The 18,725-nt window shown below is 68.3% G+C and carries 16 protein-coding genes; 5 read left to right on the top strand and 11 right to left on the bottom strand.

Translation table 11 applies throughout. The annotated features are described in order from the left end of the window. Window positions 1–5: 5 nt before the first annotated feature. From PI990_RS16470 to tagQ, 5 genes are all read left to right on the top strand, one after another. Window positions 6–3,146 (top strand): serine/threonine-protein kinase, encoded by a 3,141-nt coding sequence (locus PI990_RS16470; protein ID WP_271657766.1) that lies wholly within the window; start codon window positions 6–8, stop codon window positions 3,144–3,146. Next, complete coding sequence (locus tag PI990_RS16465) at window positions 3,146–3,862, top strand: ABC transporter ATP-binding protein (protein WP_184490496.1); 717 nt, start codon at window positions 3,146–3,148, stop codon at window positions 3,860–3,862. Before PI990_RS16470 ends, PI990_RS16465 begins: the two co-directional genes overlap by 1 nt. After that, window positions 3,862–5,064: an FtsX-like permease family protein gene (locus tag PI990_RS16460; protein WP_271657765.1), complete on the top strand. Its 1,203-nt coding sequence runs from the start codon at window positions 3,862–3,864 to the stop codon at window positions 5,062–5,064. The genes PI990_RS16465 and PI990_RS16460 overlap by 1 nt, the downstream gene beginning before the upstream one ends. Further along, window positions 5,057–6,754, top strand: a complete 1,698-nt coding sequence (locus PI990_RS16455; RefSeq protein ID WP_021217494.1) for a formylglycine-generating enzyme family protein — start codon at window positions 5,057–5,059, stop codon at window positions 6,752–6,754. Before PI990_RS16460 ends, PI990_RS16455 begins: the two co-directional genes overlap by 8 nt. Before the next feature lie 227 nt (window positions 6,755–6,981). Further along, window positions 6,982–7,959, top strand: coding sequence for a type VI secretion system-associated lipoprotein TagQ (tagQ, locus tag PI990_RS16450; protein WP_021217493.1), 978 nt, complete (start codon window positions 6,982–6,984; stop codon window positions 7,957–7,959). Between the two features lie 160 nt (window positions 7,960–8,119). Here the strand turns inward: tagQ and PI990_RS16445 are convergent, their stop codons facing one another. From PI990_RS16445 to PI990_RS16395, 11 genes are all read right to left on the bottom strand, one after another. After that, the gene (locus PI990_RS16445) at window positions 8,120–9,445 is read right to left on the bottom strand and encodes a methyl-accepting chemotaxis protein (RefSeq protein ID WP_271657764.1); all 1,326 of its coding nucleotides are present in this window, start codon (window positions 9,443–9,445) and stop codon (window positions 8,120–8,122) included. A 124-nt stretch (window positions 9,446–9,569) separates the two neighbouring features. Then, the gene (locus PI990_RS16440; protein WP_271657763.1) at window positions 9,570–10,649 is read right to left on the bottom strand and encodes a protein-glutamate methylesterase/protein-glutamine glutaminase; all 1,080 of its coding nucleotides are present in this window, start codon (window positions 10,647–10,649) and stop codon (window positions 9,570–9,572) included. After that, entirely contained in the window at window positions 10,646–11,155 is a 510-nt protein-coding gene (locus PI990_RS16435) for a chemotaxis protein CheD (RefSeq protein WP_271657762.1), read from the bottom strand. Before PI990_RS16435 ends, PI990_RS16440 begins: the two co-directional genes overlap by 4 nt. Next, on the bottom strand, window positions 11,148–11,957 hold the full coding sequence (locus tag PI990_RS16430) for a CheR family methyltransferase (RefSeq protein WP_021217489.1): 810 nt from the start codon (window positions 11,955–11,957) through the stop codon (window positions 11,148–11,150). Before PI990_RS16430 ends, PI990_RS16435 begins: the two co-directional genes overlap by 8 nt. Window positions 11,958–11,970: 13 nt before the next feature. Then, window positions 11,971–12,504 carry a chemotaxis protein CheW gene (locus PI990_RS16425; RefSeq protein ID WP_271657761.1) on the bottom strand — a complete coding sequence of 178 codons (534 nt, stop codon included), beginning with the start codon at window positions 12,502–12,504 and terminating at the stop codon, window positions 11,971–11,973. A gap of 55 nt (window positions 12,505–12,559) precedes the next feature. Further along, window positions 12,560–14,194 (bottom strand): methyl-accepting chemotaxis protein, encoded by a 1,635-nt coding sequence (locus tag PI990_RS16420; RefSeq protein WP_271657760.1) that lies wholly within the window; start codon window positions 14,192–14,194, stop codon window positions 12,560–12,562. A 29-nt stretch (window positions 14,195–14,223) separates the two neighbouring features. After that, window positions 14,224–14,751: a chemotaxis protein CheW gene (locus PI990_RS16415; protein WP_021217486.1), complete on the bottom strand. Its 528-nt coding sequence runs from the start codon at window positions 14,749–14,751 to the stop codon at window positions 14,224–14,226. Continuing rightward, complete coding sequence (locus PI990_RS16410) at window positions 14,748–16,910, bottom strand: chemotaxis protein CheA (RefSeq protein ID WP_271657759.1); 2,163 nt, start codon at window positions 16,908–16,910, stop codon at window positions 14,748–14,750. The genes PI990_RS16415 and PI990_RS16410 overlap by 4 nt, the downstream gene beginning before the upstream one ends. Next, window positions 16,910–17,215, bottom strand: coding sequence for an STAS domain-containing protein (locus PI990_RS16405; RefSeq protein WP_111264209.1), 306 nt, complete (start codon window positions 17,213–17,215; stop codon window positions 16,910–16,912). The genes PI990_RS16410 and PI990_RS16405 overlap by 1 nt, the downstream gene beginning before the upstream one ends. A gap of 13 nt (window positions 17,216–17,228) precedes the next feature. Further along, entirely contained in the window at window positions 17,229–17,597 is a 369-nt protein-coding gene (locus PI990_RS16400; RefSeq protein ID WP_021217483.1) for a response regulator, read from the bottom strand. A 9-nt stretch (window positions 17,598–17,606) separates the two neighbouring features. After that, on the bottom strand, window positions 17,607–18,380 hold the full coding sequence (locus PI990_RS16395) for a methyl-accepting chemotaxis protein (RefSeq protein WP_442969339.1): 774 nt from the start codon (window positions 18,378–18,380) through the stop codon (window positions 17,607–17,609). Window positions 18,381–18,725 lie beyond the last annotated feature (345 nt).

Genomic DNA, 18,725 nt, shown 5'->3' with positions numbered 1-18,725 from the left:
CCAGCATGGACATAGAAATTCCGGGGTATGAAATCGAGCGCGAGCTGGGCGACGGCGCGATGGCCGTGGTCTACCTGGCCACCCAGCGTTCGCTGGAGCGCAAGGTCGCGCTGAAGGTGATGGCCGCGGCGCTCGCCGCCGACGCCAGCTTCTGCGAGCGCTTCCTGCGCGAGGGCAAGACCCTGGCGCGGCTGTCGCATCCGCACACCGTCACCATCCACGACATCGGCAACGTCGGCAGCCTGTACTACATGGCCATGGAGTACCTGCCCAACGGCACGCTGAAGGAGCGCATCAACGCCGGCCTCAGCCCCGAGCAGGGCCTGGTCTGGCTGCGCCAGATCGCCTCCGCGCTGGGCTACGCCCACGCCCAGGGCCTGGTGCACCGTGACGTCAAGCCGGCCAACATCCTGTTCCGCGCCGACGGCGGCGCGGTGCTCTCGGACTTCGGCATCGCCAAGGCGCTGGACGACCGCACCCAGTTCACCCAGGCCGGCTTCGCCGTCGGCACCCCCAGCTACATGAGCCCCGAGCAGGCGCGCGGCCTGGAAATCGACGGCCGCGCCGACCTCTACGCCCTGGGCGTGGTGCTCTATGAAATCCTCACCGGCAAGCTGCCCTATGTCGGCTCCGACTCGCTGTCCACCGCCCTGGCGCACCTCACCGAGCCGCTGCCGGAGCTGCCCATCGCCCAGGGTCGCTACCAGGAGATCCTCACCCGCCTGTTGGCCAAGGACCCCAAGGACCGCTACCCGGACGCCGCCGCGCTGATCGCCGCCCTCGACCGCCTGCCGACGCTGCCCGCAGCAGCCCCGGCGGACGACGACGGCGCCACCCAGTTCCGCCCCCTCGGCCTGCCGCCGACGCCGCCCGCCGCGCAGACCGGCAGCGGCATGACCGGGCTGACCCCGGTCTCGGTGACCATGCCGCCCCTCGACGCCCCCGCGCCGCCGACCCAGGTGCCGCCGCCGGCGACACCCCCGGCCACGCCGCCCAAGAAGGGCAAGCGCGCCTCGGTGCTGGACACCGAACTCAGCGCCGCTGCCGCCCAGCCGTCCAGTGGCCCCAATCGCGCACCGCTGATCGCTGCCGCCGGCCTGGCCGTGCTCGGCCTCGCCGGCATCGGCGGCGGTGCCTACTGGTGGCTGAACCAGTCGCCGGCCAAGCCCGAAACGGCCCAGGTCGACGCTGGCCAGGTCGATGGCGGTGCCAGCGGCACCACCGGCGGCGAAGGCGACAAGCCGGCAGACAGCGGTTCCAGCACTGACTCCAAGCCCGTGGGCAACCAGGACGGCGGCAGCCGGCCGTTGATCATGGCCGGCAAGAAAACCCTCTTCGAGCGCGTGCTGAGCAAGCCCGGTGCGCGCTTTGCCAGCGCCGCCGGCGCCCAGGCCGACGGCGCGCCGGTGCCGGCGTTCTCGGTGTTCTACGTGTACGCGCGCAAGGTCGTGGGCGGCACGCCCTGGGTGGAAGTGGGCGCCTCCAGCGATGGCCACCGCGATGGCTGGCTGCCCCTGGACAAGCTCAGCGACTGGAAGCAGAGCCTGGTGCTGAAGTTCACCGAACGTTCCGGCCGCTCGCCGGTGATGTTCCTGCGTGACCCGGACCAGGTCGAGCTGTTCCTCGCCGATTCCAACAAGGCACGCAACGCCGTGCACCAGGCCCAGTTCGGCGACAGCAGCGACCCCGAGATCGTCGCCATCGAGCCGGCCGCCAGCGCCATCCCCCAGGACCAGTTCTACCTGCTGCCGATCTTCGATTCCCGCGAAAGCTTCGACGCCAGCGGCCAGCCGGTGCAGCTGCTCAACGTCGCCTCCATCGACCCGGGCGACACGCCCCAGGTGAAGGGCGAGGGCAGCGCGCCGGCGGCGAAGACCGATGCCTTCCGTACCGCCATCGTGCTGGTGGTGGACACCTCGGTGTCCATGCAGCCCTACATCGACCGCGTGCGCGACGTGGTGCACGAGTTGCACAACCAGATCGCCGCCCGGGGCGAGCTGGACAGCGTCAGCTTCGGCATGGTCGGTTTCCGCAGCAACACCGACAAGACGCCGGGCCTGGAGTACACCGCCAAGACCCTGGTGAGCCTGGACGAGGGACGCAATCCGGACCAGTTCCTGCAACTGGCGCAACAGGTCAAGGCCACCAACGTCTCCAGCCACGACTTCAACGAGGATGCCTTCGCCGGTGTCATGGAAGCGGTCGACGGCATGGACTGGAGCGGCTACGGCGGGCGCCTGATCCTGCTGGTCAGCGATGCCGGCGCGATCCGCAAGAACGACCCCCTGGGCCGTACCCAGATGAACGAGGCCGAGGTGCGCGAGGCGGCGCTGCGCAAGCAGATCAAGATCTACGCCCTGCACCTGAAGACCGACGCCGGCAAGAAGAACCACGGCTTCGCCGAGCAGCAGTACCGCAGCCTCACCGCCGATGCCAACCCGCAGATCGGCGACCTGTACATCCCGGTGGCCGGCGGCGACGTGAAGAAGTTCGGCGACAGCATCGGCGAGATCGGCAGCGTCTTCGCCGACCTGGTGCACAAGGTGCGCAGCGACGCACCGCTGGAGGCGCCGGTGGCGGGCAACAGCATCGCCGCCAAGACCGCCGCCATCGGCTACGCCATGCACATGGACTTCCTCGGCCACAAGTCCCAGGCCCGTGCGCCGCAGCTGGTGACCGCCTGGACCTCCGATCGCGACCTGACCAACCCGCAGCTGCCGGCCTTCCAGGTCTGCGTGCTGCTGACCAAGCTGCAGCTCAACGACCTGCAGCAGTCGCTGAAGGTGATCGTCGACGCCGCGCGCCGCACCCAGAGCTCGCCCAAGGACTTCTTCCAGGAGATCGCCAGCGCCAGTGCACACATGGCCCGCGACCCCTCGAAACTGGCCCGTGGCAGCAACCTGGCGCAGAGCGGCATCCTCGGCGAGTACCTGGAAGGGCTGCCGTACCGCAGCAAGTCGCTGAACATGAACCAGGACCTGTGGCTGTCGCTGTCGGTGGCCGAGCAGGAGGACTTCATCGACGAGCTGGACTCGAAGATCCGCCTCTACGAAACCTTCCACAACGACACCGCCAACTGGGTGCGCTTCGGCGACGCGGCGCCCGGTGACGCCCTCTACCGCGTGCCGCTGTCGACGCTGCCCTGATGCTCAGGCTTCGCGACCTGCGCAAGACGCGGGGGCAGGGCGCCCAGCGCTACAGCCTGGAAATCCCCAGGCTGGACCTGCGCGCCGGGCAACGCCTGGCCCTGGTCGGCCCCAGCGGCAGTGGCAAGAGCACGGTGCTCGACCTGCTCGCACTGATCCTCTCGCCGGATGCCGGCGGGGTGATGGAATGCGAGCTGGACGGCCGCGTGCGCGATGTCACCGCGCTCTGGCGGCAGGGTCGCAACGACGAACTGGCGGCCCTGCGCGGCCGTGGCATCGGCTACGTGCTGCAGACCGGTGGGCTGCTGGGTTATCTCGATGTGGCCGGCAACATCGGCCTGTCCCGTGCGTTGCTGGGCATGCCCGACGACGACACGGTGCGCCACCTGGCGACCCACCTGGAAATCGCCGACCAGCTCGGCAAGCGCCCATCGGCACTCTCGGTGGGGCAACGCCAGCGCGTCGGCATCGCCCGTGCCCTGGCCCACCGCCCGCGCCTGCTGCTGGCCGATGAGCCCACCGCGTCCCTCGACCCCATCAACGCCGAGCGGGTGATGCAGCTGCTGGTGGAACAGGCCCGCGCCCACGACCTGTGCCTGGTGGTGGCGACCCACGACCAGGCCCTGGCCGCCCGCGCCGGCCTGACCCCCTTGCCCCTGGCGCTGCAACGCGGCGTCGACGGCGGCGTCACCGCCACCCTGGCGGAGGCCGGCTGATGCGCAAGGGGCTGCTCGCCACGCTGGCCTGGCACGACTACCGCAACGAGGCGCGGCTCTCGGCCTGTGCGGTGCTCGCGCTGGTGGCCGTGGTGGCTCCGCTGCTGGTGCTCTTCGGCCTCAAGCACGGCCTGGTCAGTACCCTGACCGAACGCCTGGAGCGCGATCCCGCCGTGCGCGAGGTGATTCCCCTGGGCGGCGCCCGCTACAACCTCGACAGCATCGCCGCGCTGGCCGCGCGCCCCGAAGTGGCCTTCGTGGTGCCGCGTACCCGGCAGATCGCCGCCACCGTCGACCTGCACGCCGACGGCGGCAGCCAGCCACTGACCGTGGAGATGGTGCCCACCGCCGAAGGCGACCCGCTGGTGCCAGCCGAGCAGCTGCCCCGGGGCAGCGGCGAGGTGGTGCTCAGCCAGCGCGCCGCCGAGCGCCTGGGCGTGAAGGTGGGCGACGAACTCACCGCTGCCTTCGGTCGCTCGGTTTCCGGCACGCCCGAATACCAGCGCACCCGCGTGAAGGTGAAGGCGGTGCTGCCCCTGGAAGTCTTCCAGCGCCAGGCCCTGTTCGCCCGCCTGGACCTGCTGGAAGCGGTGGAGGACTACCGCGACGGCCTGGCCGTGGAGCGCTTCGGCTGGCCGGGCCGCGAAGCCGCCGGCACACGGGCGCGGGTCTACCCCGGCTTCCGCCTCTATGCCCGCGACCTCGATGCCGTGGAGACCCTGCGCCTGCACTTCGCCGAACACGACCAGGAAGTCGCCACCCAGGCCGAAGCCATCGCCCAGGTGCGTTCATTGAGCCGCAACCTCACCCTGGTGTTCTGGATCATCGCCGGGCTGGCCCTGGCCGGTGCCTTCGCCGCCATGGCCGCCAGCACCCTGGCAGCGGTGGAGCGCAAGCGCCGCGAACTCTCGGTGCTGCGCCTGCTGGGCTTCTCCACCGCCGCACTGGTCGGCTTCGTGGTGCTGCAGGCGCTCTACACCGGCACCTTCAGCCTGGCCCTGGCGGGCGTGCTGTACCTCGCCGCCGAGACCGGGCTCAACCAATTGTTCCAGTCGGCGGCGGGCGAATCCGCCTGCCGCCTGCTGTTCTCCCATTACCTGCTGGCGTTGCTGGCGACCCTGGCCTGCAGCGCATTGGCTGCGGCCACCGGTGGCTGGCGTGCGGCCCGAATCGAAGCTTCGGAAGGATTACGTGATGTTTAAGTTGCTGACAGTCGCATTCTCACTGTCCCTGGCGGTGGCCTCGGCGCACGCCGACCCGGACCCGCTGTACAACCCCAAGCCGCTGCCGGACGACGTCAGCCTGCCGCTGCCCTGCGACGGCGAGATGGTCTTCCGCTACGTCTACGTGCTGGCCAAGGGCACCCTGGACGACCGTGAAGTGAGCCTCGGCTACCCCTTCAGCGAGAGCGAGACCGGCTACCAGCAGTCGTTCATCTCCGGTTATCGCCGCGACTACATCAACGGCCAGTTCACCCTGTCGGACCTGTCCAAGGACTGGCAGGCCAAGCTTTCCGGCAGCCTGCCGAAGCCGGAGAAGGGCACGCCGCTGAAGCCGATGCTGTACTTCGTCGGCAAGTACGAGGTGACCCAGCGCCAGTACGACCTGGTGATGGCCCAGGCGGCCTCCCTGGCCGGCCAGGGTGAGGCGCCGGCCTGCGAGCCGGCACCGGCGGGCATGGCTTCGCGCCTGCCCAAGGTCAAGCTGTCGCGCTTCGAGGCCGAGCGCTTTGGCGCGGTGTACAGCGCCTGGCTGCTGAAGAACCACCGCGACCTGCTGCCCATCAGCGGGCGTGGCAGCAAGGCCGAGGACGGCGGCGTCGGTTTCGTGCGCCTGCCCACCGAAGTGGAATGGGAGTTCGCCGCCCGTGGCGCCCATGCGGTGAGCCGCCAGGAGCTGGAAGCACGGCTGTTCCCGCGCAAGCAGGAAGGCGCCGAGGGTGACGGCCCGCTGGGCGACTGGGCGGTGTACAACCAGGTCGCCGGTGGCACCGGCCAGGCCGCGCGCCTGCTGCCCATCGGCTTGAAGAAGCCCAACCCCATCGGCCTGTTCGATGTCATCGGCAACGCCGCCGAGATGGTCCAGGAATCCTTCCAGCTGGTGCATGCCGGGCGTCGGCAGGGCACCTACGGCGGCTTCGTGGTCAAGGGCGGCAACTACCTGGAAGGGGAGATGACCCTGTTCACCGGCATGCGCCGCGAGTACCCGCTGTTCGCCGCCGACGGCACCGAGCAGCAGAACGAGACCACCGGCTTCCGCGTCGCCATCGGCGCGCTGTCGGCGCCGCGCTCGCGCTACAAGGACCTGTTCGAGCAGTGGAAGGCCGAGGGCCGCGCCTCCTCGCTCACCGATGAGATCGCCGACGACCAGGACCCGACCCAACTGCTCGACAGCATCATCGCCGGCAGCACCGATACCGAGTTGCAAGGGCGCCTGGCGCTGGTCAACGAGGAGCTCAAGCGCAACATTTCGCTGATCGCCAAGCAGCGCGAAGAGGCGGCGGGCAACCTGATCCAGTCTGCCGCCCTGGTGGCCGAGACCATCAACAACTACAACATCCGCCTGACCAACCTGAAGAAGAGCCGTGACCAGGCGAAGACCGCCAAGGACGAAGCCTCGGTCAAGCTCTACGAGAGTGCGATGGCCAACGGCAAGACGGCACTCGACGGCGCCGTTGCGATCTATATTGACAACCTGGCGACCGGTACTCGCTATACCGATGCGGTGATCCAGGCGCAGTTCCAGCGGACCAAAGAAGAACTCAATCGCAACCCGGTGCTGGGCAAGAGTCTCGTGACGCGCGCCACGCTTTTCGTCAAGCATGTGGGCGAGTATCGTCAGCAGCGCAGGGCGGACCCGGAAGCGATTCTGAAAGAACTGCTCGGCCCCTGAGGCCGCGCTACAAGGACGGCGTTTTAGGTGGCTTCCGTGAAGCCTTAATGGATTGGCAAGCCACTGAGAAGCGTAAGCGAGGCCGCCAGCGCAAGGCGAAAGCAGGTGAGAAAGCGGAGTCTACGAGCTGTAGATGAGCATTTCGAGACTGTTTTCAACGCTGCGATGGCAACGCAGATAGCTTCTCAGCGGCTTGTTAGACAAACTCAAGAACGAGAGCATCGACCATGGCAACCCCACGTAACATTCCCGCATTTTCCGCAGTACGCACCGCACTGTTCACCGCCGTCACCTGCACCAGCGTGCTGCTCACCGGCTGCGCCGGTATGGGCTCCCCCAGCTCCAAGGTCGCGGCCAGCACCAAGGCCGAGTACTACCCGCAGTGCTACCAGCCGGTCAGCCAGCTGCGCGCCTCCGACCAGGCGATGACCCAGTCGGTCGCCACCGGCGCCATCGCCGGCGGCGTGATCGGCGCCCTGGCGGGCGGCCTCTCCGGCGGTGACCACGCCGGCCGCAACGCGCTGATCGGCGCAGCGGGTGGTGCCCTGGTGGGTGGTGCAGCGGGTTACTACAGCGCCCGTCAGCAGCAGATCGCCGACGACAACGCGCGCATTGCCTCCTACGCCAGCGACATCGATCGCAGCAGCGGCGAGATCGACCGCAGCATCCAGTACGCCAGCGCCGCGCAGAACTGCTACCAGCGCGAGTTCGCCTCGCTGCAGGCCTCGCGCAAGGCCAAGACCGTCAGCGAGACCGAAGGCCGCCTGCGCCTGGCCGAGATCGTCAGCGGGCTGAACGAAACCAACGCCCTGATGGCGGCCGTCGACGGCCGTGCCGGCGAGAACATCAATACCTACACCCAGGCCTACGAGAAAGACCTGCAGACCGTCGGTGTCGAGCGCAAGGACGTGAGCCAGGTCGTCGCCGCCGAGACGCCGGTCACCCCGGCTACCACCAAGACCACGACCAAGACCAACACCAAGACCACCACGTCCAAGACCACCACGCCGCCGAAGAAGACCACCGCCACTGCCAAGGCCGTGCCGAAGGAAGCGGTGAGCACCGAGCGCACCCTGCAACAGGCCGAAGCCAAGCGCGCCGAAAGCCAGAAAGTCGCCAGCCGTGGCCAGACCATGGTCAGCGATGTGTGCAACAGCCCCGACATGGGTGACTGGGCCCCGGCCAGCTGCGCCTCCAAGGCCTGACCCCTCGGCAGGCCCCTCCAGCCCGCCACCTCCATCACCCGCCCGCCTGGGCGGGTGATTGCCTTCCAGCGACAGCCCTTCCTGTTTTCACCTCGTACCCGAGAGCGGTGCTGCGTGCCGCCGGGTGGCCCCTGGACCGTGCCGGGGGGGCCGGGCCTGCTCAGTGGCCCCGCAGCGTGCGGGTGAAGCGCTGGATGGTGTCCACGACCCGCTGGGCCCCCTCCTGGATGCTCTGGATGGCCCGGCCCGCCTCGTTGGCCAGGCGTACACCCTGGTCCACCTTCTCGCAGCTCTCGCGCATGCTGCCGACGGCTTCCTGGGCCAGCTCATGGTTGCGCTTGACCACCTCGACAATCTCCTCGGTGGCCCGTGCGGTGCGTGCCGCGAGGTTGCGCACCTCGTCCGCCACCACCGCGAAGCCGCGGCCTTGCTCCCCGGCGCGCGCCGCTTCGATGGCGGCGTTGAGGGCCAGCAGGTTGGTCTGGTCGGCGATGCCACGGATGGACTGCACGATGCTGTTGATTACGTCGGACTGCTGGCTCACGGCGCCGATGCGCTCGGCGGCATGGTTCAGCTCCCCGGCGATGCCCTGGACCAGCGCCACGGTGCGATTGACCACTTCTGCGCCACCCTGGGCCTCGGCGTCGGTCTGCTGAGCGGTCTCGTACGCCACGTGGGCCGCTTCGGACTCGGCCTGCTGCTCGAGCACCTCGGTGGTGATGTCGGAGGCGAACTTGACGATCTTGTACAGCTTGCCGCGGGTGTCGAAGACCGGGTTGTAGCTGGCCTCCAGCCAGATGACGCCACCTTGGCTATTACGCCGTTCGAAGCGACCGCTGATGTACTCGCCCCGGTTCAGGCGCTGCCAGAACTGCTGGTAGCCGGGGTTGCCGGCTTCCTCCCTCGAACAGAAGATCCGATGGTGCTTGCCGACGACATCCTGCGTGCGGTAACCCGTCACCGCGAGGAAGTTCTCGTTGGCGGTGACCACTTCGCCGGCCGGGTTGAATTCGATGACCGCCATGGAGCGGTTGAGGGCATTGATGATCGCGTCCTCCTCATGTTCGTGCAGGAGGTTGGCGCTGATGTCGGTGGCCAGCTTGATCACCTTGGTGACCCGCCCGCTGGCGTCGCGTACCGGGTTGTAGGTGGCCTCCAGCCACACATCGTGCCCCTGCTTGTCCAGCCGCAGGAAACGCTCGCGGATGAATTCGCCCTGGGCCAGTCGCTGCCAGAAGCGCCGGTATTCGGCGCTTTCGGCCAGCGTAGGTTCGCAGAACAGGCGGTGGTGCCGGCCGGAGATCTCGTCCAGGCGGTAGCCCATGGTGCGCAGGAAGTTGTCGTTGGCCGCGACGATGGTGCCGTCGGGCAGGAACTCGATGATGGCCTGGGAGCGGTCCAGCGCGTCGCGCAGGGCCTGTGCTGTGGCCAGTTCATCCTGGCACCTGGCCAGTTCGTTTTTCAGGGCTGCACTGAACAGGATCATTTCACGTCGCTCCAAGGTGGCGTCGGGCGTGTGGGGGCTACACGCACACCCGGATTCAAAAGGGCCCAGCGGCACCGGCGACCGAGTGGGGAAGTCGCCGACTGCACGTCGCCGGGCCACGAACTCAGGGGCGGTCGCCCCTCAGGATCTGGGCCGGGATCTGCTCCAGGGGGATTTCCCGTCGCACCGCGTCCAGCTTGCGGGCTTCCTTGGGCATGCCGTAGACCACGCAGGTTGCCTCGTCCTGCCCCAAAGTGTAGGCGCCGGCTTCGTACATTTCCCGCAGGCCTCGGGCACCGTCATCGCCCATGCCGGTCATGATGATTCCGGTGGCGTTGGCGCCGGCGGCGCGGGCCGTGGAGCGGAACAGCACGTCCACCGAGGGCTTGTGGCGGGACACCGGTGGCCCGTCGACGATGTCCACCACGTACTGCGCGCCGTTGCGCTTGAGCAGCATGTGGCGGCCACCGGGGGCAATCAGTGCGCGGCCGGGAATCACCCGGTCGCCGTGGCGCGCCTCGCGCACCTCGATCTGGCAGAGGCCGTCCAGCCGTGCGGCGAAGGCAGCGGTGAATTTTTCCGGCATGTGCTGGACGATGACGATCCCCGGGCAGACCCGGGGCAGGGCAGTGAGCACGTATTCCAGGGCCTGGGTGCCGCCGGTGGAGGTGCCCAGGGCGACGATGCGCTCGGTGGTGCGGGTCATGGCGGCCGGCCCGCCGGCCGGCAGGATGGCGTCGGCGCTGAGCTTGGGCGCCACGGCCGGCGTGGCGGACGCGGGGGCGCCGGGCAAGCGCTTGAGGCGCGCCTGTGACGCGGCCTTGATGGCCCCCACCAGCTCCTCGGTGGCCTCGATGAGGAACTGGCGCAGGTTGCCCTGGGGCTTGGTGACGATGGCCACGGCACCGGCGGCCAGGGCCTCCATGGTGGTGGCGGCGCCTTTCTCGGTCAGGGTCGAGCAGATCACCACCGGCGTGGGCCGTTCGGCCATCAGCTTCTTCAGGAAGGAGATGCCGTCCATGCGTGGCATCTCCACGTCCAGCACGATCACGTCCGGCCAGTTGCGGTTCATCCGTTCCAGGGCGAACAGCGGGTCGGCGGCGGCCCCGATCACCTCGATGCCACTGTGGCCGGACAGGCTGCCGGTCAGTACCTGCCGAACGACGGCGGAGTCGTCGACGATCATCACCTTGATCTTGTTCATGGCGAGCAGGCCTCGTAGCGCCGACTGGCAAGTTGTTGCGGGTTGGGGTGGCGGAGCGCGACGTTGCCGCTCCACACGTCGAAGATCAGGTTGCGGTAGCCCTCGCCGCCGACGTGGCGGGCGTGGCAGGCGAGCCCGTGGGCGGCCAGCAGGGCCAGGCCGGCCTCGACGTTCTTGTGGCCGATGTGCCGGCGCTCGCGGCTGCCGAACATGTTGCCACCGCCGAACAGGCTGACCCGGTAGTCCGTGGCGCGGGTGTCGCTGTCGCGGATCTCCTGCAGCAGCTGGTGCAAGGCTTCGTCGGCGTAGCGCCCGTCCGGTTCGCGGCCCGGGTGGCGACAGGTGGGCAGCATGTAGTGGCACATGCCACCCAGCAGCGCCTCGCGGTGCCAGAGCACGATGGAGACGCAGGAGCCCAGCAGGGTGCGCAAGCGGGTGTAGCGGTCGCCGAAATACAACTCGCCCGGCTGCAGGAACACCTCGATGACGCCCTGGGGCTTACGCATGGGGCCTCCGGTAGATCGACGGGCGTACCGATTGCAGCTCGTCGCTGATGCCGTTGAGGCTTTCCGAATGACTGACCAGGAAATAGCCGCCTGGGCGCAGGCGTGCGCAGAGGCGCTGCACCACCTGGCGCTTGGTGTCGGCATCGAAGTAGATCATCACGTTGCGCAGGAAGATCACGTCGAACACGCCCACGTCCGGCAGCGCGTTGTTGAGGTTGATCTGGCGGAACTGCACGCGGCGCTTGAGGGCCGGGTCCAGGGTGAACAGCCCTTCGTTGCGCCCGGTGCCCCGCAGGCAGAAGCGCTGGCGCAGGTTGCCGGGGATGCCTTCGGCGTCTTCCAGCGGGTAGAGCCCGGCCCGGGCCTTGTCGAGGATGCGCGTGCTGATGTCCGAGGCGAGGATTTCCCAGGGGCGGGCGGCGACGGCGTCAGCCAGCAGCAGGGCCAGGGTGTAGGGCTCCTCGCCGCTGGAGCAGGCGGCACTCCAGATGCGCAGCGGGCCGCTGCCGCTGCGCAGCTCGGTGCCCAGCTTCTCGCGCAGGAATTCGAAGTGCTTGGGCTCGCGGAAGAAGTAGGTCTCGTTGGTGGTCAGCAGGTCGACGGCGATCTGCAACTCACTCTTGTCCTTCATCAGCAACTGGTAGTAGTCGCCGTAGCAGCCCAGGCCGAAATGGCGCAGGCGCTTGCTGAGCCGGCCGGCGATGAGCTGGCGCTTGGCTTCCGACATGGCGATGCCGGCGATCTCGTGGATCATCCCGCGGAACTGCTGGAACTCGCGGTTGGAGAGGCTGAGATCGGTCATGGTGGGCTCCCGCTCAGGCCGACTGTTGCAGGTCGGCGGTGGTGCCGACGTCGGCCAGGCGCTGCAGATCGTCCAGGGATAGCACCTGGCCGATGTCCAGCAGCACCACCAGGCGGCCGTCGAGCTTGGCCATGCCGTGGATGAAGTCGGTGCGGATGCGGGCGCCGAAGCGCGGGGCCGGTTCGATGTCCTGTGTGCCGATCTCGATCACGGCGTTGACCGCCTCGACGAGGATGCCCATCACCTGGCGCAGGTCGTCGCGTTCCACCTCAAGGATGACGATGCAGCTGCGCCGGCTGATGGCGGTGTTCCCGGCGCCGAGGCGCTGGTGCAGGTCCATGATCGGCACCACGCCACCGCGCAGGTTGATCACCCCCAGCACGCAGGGCGGCATCATCGGCACCGGGGTCAGGTGGCCGTACTCGATGATCTCGCGCACGCTGCGGGTGCCGACGGCGAACACTTCGTCGGCCAGGGTGAAGGTCAGGTACTGCTGGGGCGCATCCGGCTGGGCGGCGTCGCCGGGGCGGCTGAAGACGCTGGACATGCTTCGCTCCTGGGGGCACCGGCAGGTGCCCCGGTCACGGTATCGAAAGGTCGGGTCAGTGCTGGAAGCGGACGAAGCCGGCCGGCACTGCGTCGTCGAAGGCGTCGTCGCGGTCCTCCACCACCCTGAGGGAGGCCTTGCGGGCCGCACCGGCCTTGCCCTTGGCACTGGCGTCACGACCGGCCTTGCCGGCGCTGGCGACCTTGAAGAAGTCCATCAGCTGCTGCAGTTGCTCGGCCTGGCCGCTCATCTCCTCGGCGGTGGCGGCCAGCTCCTCGGCGGAGGAGGCGGACTGCTGGGTGATCTCGCTGAGCTGGTTCATCGCGGTGTTGATCTGGCTGACGCCGGTGGTCTGCTCTTCCGAGGCGGCGGCGATCTCCTGCACCAGGTCGGAGGTCTTGGCGATGGAGGGCACCATCTGGTCCAGCAGGGTGCCGGCCCGCTCGGCTAGGGAGACGCTGCTCTTGGCCACTTCGCTGATCTCCAGAGCGGCCACCTGGCTGCGTTCGGCCAGCTTGCGCACCTCGGCGGCCACCACCGCGAAGCCCTTGCCGTGTTCGCCGGCGCGGGCGGCCTCGATGGCGGCGTTGAGGGCCAGCAGGTTGGTCTGGTAGGCGATGTCGTCGACGATGCCGATCTTCTCGGCGATGGTCTTCATGGCCGCCACGGTGTCGCGCACGGCCTGGCCGCCTTCGTCGGCTTCACGGGCGGCCTTGCCGGCCATGCCGTCGGTGACCTTGGCGTTCTCGGTGTTCTGCGCGATGGAGGCGGACATCTGCTCCATCGAGGCGCTGGTTTCTTCCACCGAGGCCGCTTGTTCGGAAGCGCCCTGGCTCATGCTCTGGGCGGTGGCGGAAATCTGCTCCGAGGCGCTGGTCAGCGAGTCGGCGTTGCTGCGCACCTCGCCGATGATCTGGCTGAGTTTCTCCACCATGGTCTTGATGGCCGCCAGCATGCTGCCGGTGTCGCCGGGCTTGGTCTCGACGGTGGCGGTCAGGTCGCCGGCGGCGATACGGCTGACCACGTCCACGGCGTAGGCCGGTTCGCCACCCAGCTGGCGCAGCAGGTTGCGGGTGACCAGGCCGCCGATCAGGCCGATCACCAACAGGGTGATGGCAGAGACCACGATGGAAATCAGAGTGGCTTGCTGGCGGGTCGCTTCGGCACGCTGGCCGCCTTCGGTGGCCATGCGGATGTTGTAGTCACGGTGCTTGTTGAGCGCATTACGCAGCGGTTCGATGACATCGCTCTGGAGCGCGATCATGGCGTCACGAGCTTCATCGTTCTGGTTAGCGCGCGATAGCAGCAGTACAGAGTCTGCCTTGTGGAGGAACTCGGAGATGATCTTGCGATCCGCATCGAACAGCTGCTGGTCTTCCGCATCGACGATGGTTTTCTCGTAATCGTCGATGGCTGCCATCACATCGACCTGGTTGGCTTTGATGGTTGCGTCGACCTCAGCCATGGCCTTGTCATCAGTCGTCAGGATGTGGGCATAGACGTGCTGGATCTGGATATTCACCGCGTTGCGCAGCTTGTTCAGGGCCACGATGCTCGGCACTGAGTTGACGTTGGCGAAGTTGGCGGCGGTGTAGACCTGGTTCAGTTGCTGATAGGCGATCCCGGAGAGCAGGAGGATGCCGATCAGGGCGGACATCACCAGGAGGATCATTTTCTTGCTGATGGTCATTTTCAGGACTCCTGTGCGCGTCTGCGCAATCAGACGAGGGACAGTCGGGGGGTGTTGCGCTGGCCAGCCAGCGCGGCGATCTGGTCGACGTTCAGCACCTGCTCCATGCGCAGCAGGGTGAGGAAGCGTTCGTCCACACGGGCGAGGTCTTCGATGTATTCCGGGGGTACGCGGCTGCCGAAGGCGGGGGCCTGGCGCAGGGCGCGCGGCTCGATCTCGGCGACGGCGGTGACGGCGTCCACCAGGGCGCCCATCAGCTGGGCCTCGTCACCGTCCTGCAGCTCGACGATGACGATGCAGGTGCGGGTGCCCAGTTCGGTGCTGCCGAGGCCGAAGCGCTCGGCGAGGTCGATGATCGGCACCACGGCGCCGCGCAGGTTGATCACCCCGCGCACCAGCGGCGGCATCATCGGCACCTGGGTGATGGCGTGGAACTCGAGGATTTCCCGCACGTAGCGGGTGGCAACGCCGAACAGGTCGCGGCCGACCCGGAAGGTCAGGTACTGGCGTTGCTCGTCGTCGACGAATTCCGGCAGGGGCAGGCTGGCGGTACTCATTGCAGGCTACTCCGTTGGCTGAGGGCGGTGCCGCTGGCGCCAGGGCGACCAGGCTGTGCGAACTGGGCGAGCAGGCCGGGGATGTCGAGGATCAGCGCCACCGCGCCGCTGCCGAGGATGGTGAAGCCGGAGAGCGACGGGACCTGGCCGAACACCTTGCCGAGGGGCTTGATGACGGTCTGGAACTCGCCGTGGAGCTGGTCCACCACCAGGCCGGCGCGGACCCCGGCGTAGCTGACCACCACCACGTTCTCTCGGCGGGGCCGCAGGCTGGCTTCCTCGAACAGGTTGCGCAGGCGGATGAAGGGCAGCACGTCGCCGCGCAGGTCCAGCTGGTCGAGGTCGTCCAGGTCGCTGCTGGGCAGCTCGATGCATTCCTCCACCATGTCCAGGGGCACCACGTAGCTGGAGCTGCCGACGCCGATCAGGAAACCGTCGATGATGGCCAGGGTCAGCGGCAGGCGGATGCGTACGCAGGTGCCGGCGCCCAGTCGGCTGTCCAGCTCCACCGTGCCGCGCAGGGCGGTGATGTTGCGCTTGACCACGTCCATGCCGACACCGCGGCCGGAGAGGTTGCTGATCTGCTCGGCGGTGGAGAAGCCGGGCTCGAAGATCAGGTTGAAGGTGTCCTTGTCCGAGAGCTGCTGGCCTTCGGTGATCAGGCCGCGCTGTACGGCCTTGGCGAGGATCTTCTCGGGGTTGAGGCCGCCGCCGTCATCGCTCACTTCGATGACGATGCCGCCGGCTTCGTGGTAGGCGTTCAGGCGCACTACGCCCTGCAGGGGCTTGCCGCTGGCACGACGCTGCTCGGCCGGCTCGATGCCGTGGTCCATGGCGTTGCGCACCAGGTGGGTGAGGGGATCGCCGATCTTCTCCACCACCGTCTTGTCCAGCTCGGTGTCGCCACCGCTGATGTGCAGGACGATGTCCTTGCCCAGCTCCTTGGAGACGTCGCGCACCACCCGCTGGAAGCGGTTGAAGGTGGCGCCGATTTGCACCATGCGCAGGGTCAGGGCGGAGTCGCGGACTTCCTCCACCAGGCGCGAGAGGCTTTCGGCGGACTCGCTCATGTTCACCAGGCCACAGCCCTGGGCGAGCATGCGGGTGTTGGCGCCGGCGATGATCAGCTCGCCCACCAGGTTGATCAGTTGGTCCAACTTGCCGGCGTCGACGCGGATCAGGTTGGCCTCGCCGCTGGCGCGGGCGGTTTCCTTGAGGGCCTTGCCGACTGCGGCGGTCTCGCCCGGTTCGGCGGCGGCCGGTGCCTCGGGGCTGGAATCGGCCTGGGCTTCGTTGGCCTGCGGGGTATCGAGGCTGGCCAGTTCGGCCTCGCTCAGGGTGCCGCAACGCAGCAGGCGCTGGCGCTGGGCGTCGCCTTCGTCGGCCTGTTCGGCCAGCAGCTCGGCGTAGCGGGCGAAGGGGGCGCCGGGCGGCAGGATGCGGATGCGGCCCTCTTCGCGGACGAAGTCGAAGGCGCCTTCGATCACCGCCGGGTCGGCTTCGGTGGTGAAGGCCACTTCCAGGCCCAGGTAGCAGGCTTCGGGGTCGAGGGCGTCGAAGCTGGGCAGGTGATCGAGCACCGGCTCGGTGTGCAGCAGGTCGCCGAAGGTCGCCAGGTAGCGCAGGAATGAGACCGGGTCCATGCCGTCGCGCAGGCTGTCGGCACCGAAGCGCAGGGACAGGTGCCAGTGCTGGCTGGCGACGCCATCGCGGGGCGCGGCTGCACATTCGGAGGGCGCTTCGGTAGCGGCGGCCGGGGTGTCGTTCAGGTACTGGCTGAGGCGTTGCACCAGTTCGGCCTCGTGGATGCCCATGACCTCCGGCAGCTCGGCCAGGTCGCGGCCCTCGGCGAGGTGGTCCACCAGGCCGGCCAGGTGGTCGCCCACCAGCAGCATCAGGGCGCTGAGGTCGGCACTGAACGGCAGCTCGCCGGCACGGACGCGGTCCAGCACGCTTTCGGCCACGTGGGTGAAGGCGACGATGGAGTCGAAGCCGAACAGCCCGGAGGACCCCTTGATGGTGTGGGCGGCGCGGAAGATGGCGTTGATCAGTTCGGGGTCTTCCGGGGATTGCTCGATCTGCAGCAGGGCGTCTTCCATCTGCTGCAGCAGCTCCCGGCTTTCGGCGATGAAGGTGCCGATCACGCTGTCGAGGTTCATCAGTGCAGCCCTCCGATGGGGAGCAGGTCACGCAGGCCACTCAGTTGCAGGATCTCGGTCATGGCCGGGCTGGCCCCTTCGAGGCTGAGGTGGACGTGCTGGCGGCGGGCTTCCTGGCAGGCTGCCAGCAGCAGCTGCAGGCCGGCGCAATCCACTTCCTCGATGGCACTGAGGTCCAGGTGCAGGTCCACGGCCCCTTGCAGGGCGTTGGCCAGCAGCAGCTTGGTGTCGGCGGCGGTGTAGATGGTCAGCGCGCTGTCCAGGGCCAGGCGGCGGCTGCCATCGAGGGATTCAAGGGTGCTCATGGCGGTCTCCCGGTCAGGGCAGGATCAGTTTGGAGACGGCGGTGAGCATCTGCGCCGGCTGGAAGGGCTTGACCACCCAGGCCTTGGCCCCGGCGGCCTGGCCTTCGGCTTTCTTGGCGTCGCCGGCCTCGGTGGTGAGCATGATCACGGGGGTGAACTTGTAGGCCGCCAGCTGCTTGACGTTCTTCAGGAAGGTGATGCCGTCCATGTTCGGCATGTTCACGTCGCTGATGATCAGGTGGACCTTGCGCCCGTCGAGCTGGGTCAGCGCGTCCTTGCCGTCGACGCCTTCGAGCACGTCGTAGCCGGCGGTTTTCAAGGTCATGCCCACCACCTGGCGGATGGAGGCGGAGTCGTCGACGATGAGAATGGTCTTGGCCATGATGGGTCCTCAGAAGAAGGTGATGTCGGAAGCGGAATGGCTGGCGCCCGCGCTGCCCGAGCCGCTCTGGCGGCCGTGGTGGATGGCATGCTGTTCGGGGGTGGTGTAGGTGCTGGAGAGTTCGTCGAGCCAGGAGCGGGCGTCCACGTGGCGGGCGTCGTCCTGCTCCAGGTGCTGGGCCAGGCGGCCGATGTCGTCGCGCATGTGGCCGAGCATCTGGCTGACCCGGTCCTGGAACTGCAGGGCGACCAGCACCTCGGAGATTTCCTCGCCGACTACGGCGTTGTCGTTGCGCAGGGCGTTGCCGTGCTCCACCAGTCGGGTAGCGCCGGAGCGGAACTGGGCGATCACCTGGCGGATCACCTGGCTGGCGTTTTCCAGGGTTCCGGCGTCGCGGGTGGCGTGTTCGTTGGAGACCTCCAGGGTGCGCTCGATGGCGCCGCTGACGGTCTCGATGGTGTCGCCGATGCGCTTGCCGGTTTCCTCGGAGAGGGTGGAGAGCTTGCGCACCTCGTCGGCGACCACGGCGAAACCGCGACCGGCTTCACCGGCGCGGGCGGCTTCGATGGCGGCGTTGAGGGCCAGCAGGTTGGTCTGCTTGGCCACGTCGCCCACTTCCTTGGCCATGGTGCGCAGCTGGGCGGTGTAGCTGTTCAGCCGCTCCACCTCCTGCAGCAGGCTCTCCTTGCTGGAGAGCGCCAGGCGCAGCTGGCTGACGATGTCTTCGAGCTCCACTTCGCTCTGGGCCAGCAGGGTGACCAGGGCATCGCTGTCGGCCTGCATGCCGCTGGAGACGGCCTCGCTGATGCGGCCGGCGAGGCGGGCGAAGCGCTCGGAGAGGGCTTCGATGGCGGTCTGGGTCTGGTGGCGGGCGGATTCGATCTGCGCCGACCAGATCGGCGCGATGCTGACGCACAGCTCCGGCAGGCCCTGCACGTGGCGCTCGGCCTCGAGCCGGGTACCTTCGGCCAGGGCCTCGTCGCGGGCCTGCTTGAGTGCCTGTTCGTGGGCGCCGCCACGGTGGGCAAGGACGACCCAGAGCAGCAGCGTGGGCGCCACGGCCGCCAGGGCCCAGGCCGGGGAGGGGAACTGGCTGGCCGTCCAGAACAGCAGCGCGCAACTGGCGCC

It is taken from the genome of Pseudomonas sp. TUM22785, assembly GCF_028198105.1.
Taxonomy (GTDB): Bacteria; Pseudomonadota; Gammaproteobacteria; order Pseudomonadales; family Pseudomonadaceae; genus Metapseudomonas; species Metapseudomonas solani.
This window is presented reverse-complemented; position numbering and strand designations above follow the sequence as displayed.

Coding starts and splice junctions, on each gene's coding strand:
- PI990_RS16445 (WP_271657764.1), bottom strand. CDS start 9,445: ATGATCCTGTTCAGTGCAGCCCTGAAAAACGAACTGGCCAGGTGCCAG.
- PI990_RS16410 (WP_271657759.1), bottom strand. CDS start 16,910: ATGAACCTCGACAGCGTGATCGGCACCTTCATCGCCGAAAGCCGGGAG.
- PI990_RS16420 (WP_271657760.1), bottom strand. CDS start 14,194: ATGACCATCAGCAAGAAAATGATCCTCCTGGTGATGTCCGCCCTGATC.
- PI990_RS16455 (WP_021217494.1), top strand. CDS start 5,057: ATGTTTAAGTTGCTGACAGTCGCATTCTCACTGTCCCTGGCGGTGGCC.
- PI990_RS16470 (WP_271657766.1), top strand. CDS start 6: ATGGACATAGAAATTCCGGGGTATGAAATCGAGCGCGAGCTGGGCGAC.
- PI990_RS16425 (WP_271657761.1), bottom strand. CDS start 12,504: ATGTCCAGCGTCTTCAGCCGCCCCGGCGACGCCGCCCAGCCGGATGCG.
- PI990_RS16395 (WP_442969339.1), bottom strand. CDS start 18,380: ATGCAGGCCGACAGCGATGCCCTGGTCACCCTGCTGGCCCAGAGCGAA.
- PI990_RS16415 (WP_021217486.1), bottom strand. CDS start 14,751: ATGAGTACCGCCAGCCTGCCCCTGCCGGAATTCGTCGACGACGAGCAA.
- PI990_RS16405 (WP_111264209.1), bottom strand. CDS start 17,215: ATGAGCACCCTTGAATCCCTCGATGGCAGCCGCCGCCTGGCCCTGGAC.
- PI990_RS16460 (WP_271657765.1), top strand. CDS start 3,862: ATGCGCAAGGGGCTGCTCGCCACGCTGGCCTGGCACGACTACCGCAAC.
- PI990_RS16435 (WP_271657762.1), bottom strand. CDS start 11,155: ATGCGTAAGCCCCAGGGCGTCATCGAGGTGTTCCTGCAGCCGGGCGAG.
- PI990_RS16465 (WP_184490496.1), top strand. CDS start 3,146: ATGCTCAGGCTTCGCGACCTGCGCAAGACGCGGGGGCAGGGCGCCCAG.
- PI990_RS16430 (WP_021217489.1), bottom strand. CDS start 11,957: ATGACCGATCTCAGCCTCTCCAACCGCGAGTTCCAGCAGTTCCGCGGG.
- PI990_RS16400 (WP_021217483.1), bottom strand. CDS start 17,597: ATGGCCAAGACCATTCTCATCGTCGACGACTCCGCCTCCATCCGCCAG.
- tagQ (WP_021217493.1), top strand. CDS start 6,982: ATGGCAACCCCACGTAACATTCCCGCATTTTCCGCAGTACGCACCGCA.
- PI990_RS16440 (WP_271657763.1), bottom strand. CDS start 10,649: ATGAACAAGATCAAGGTGATGATCGTCGACGACTCCGCCGTCGTTCGG.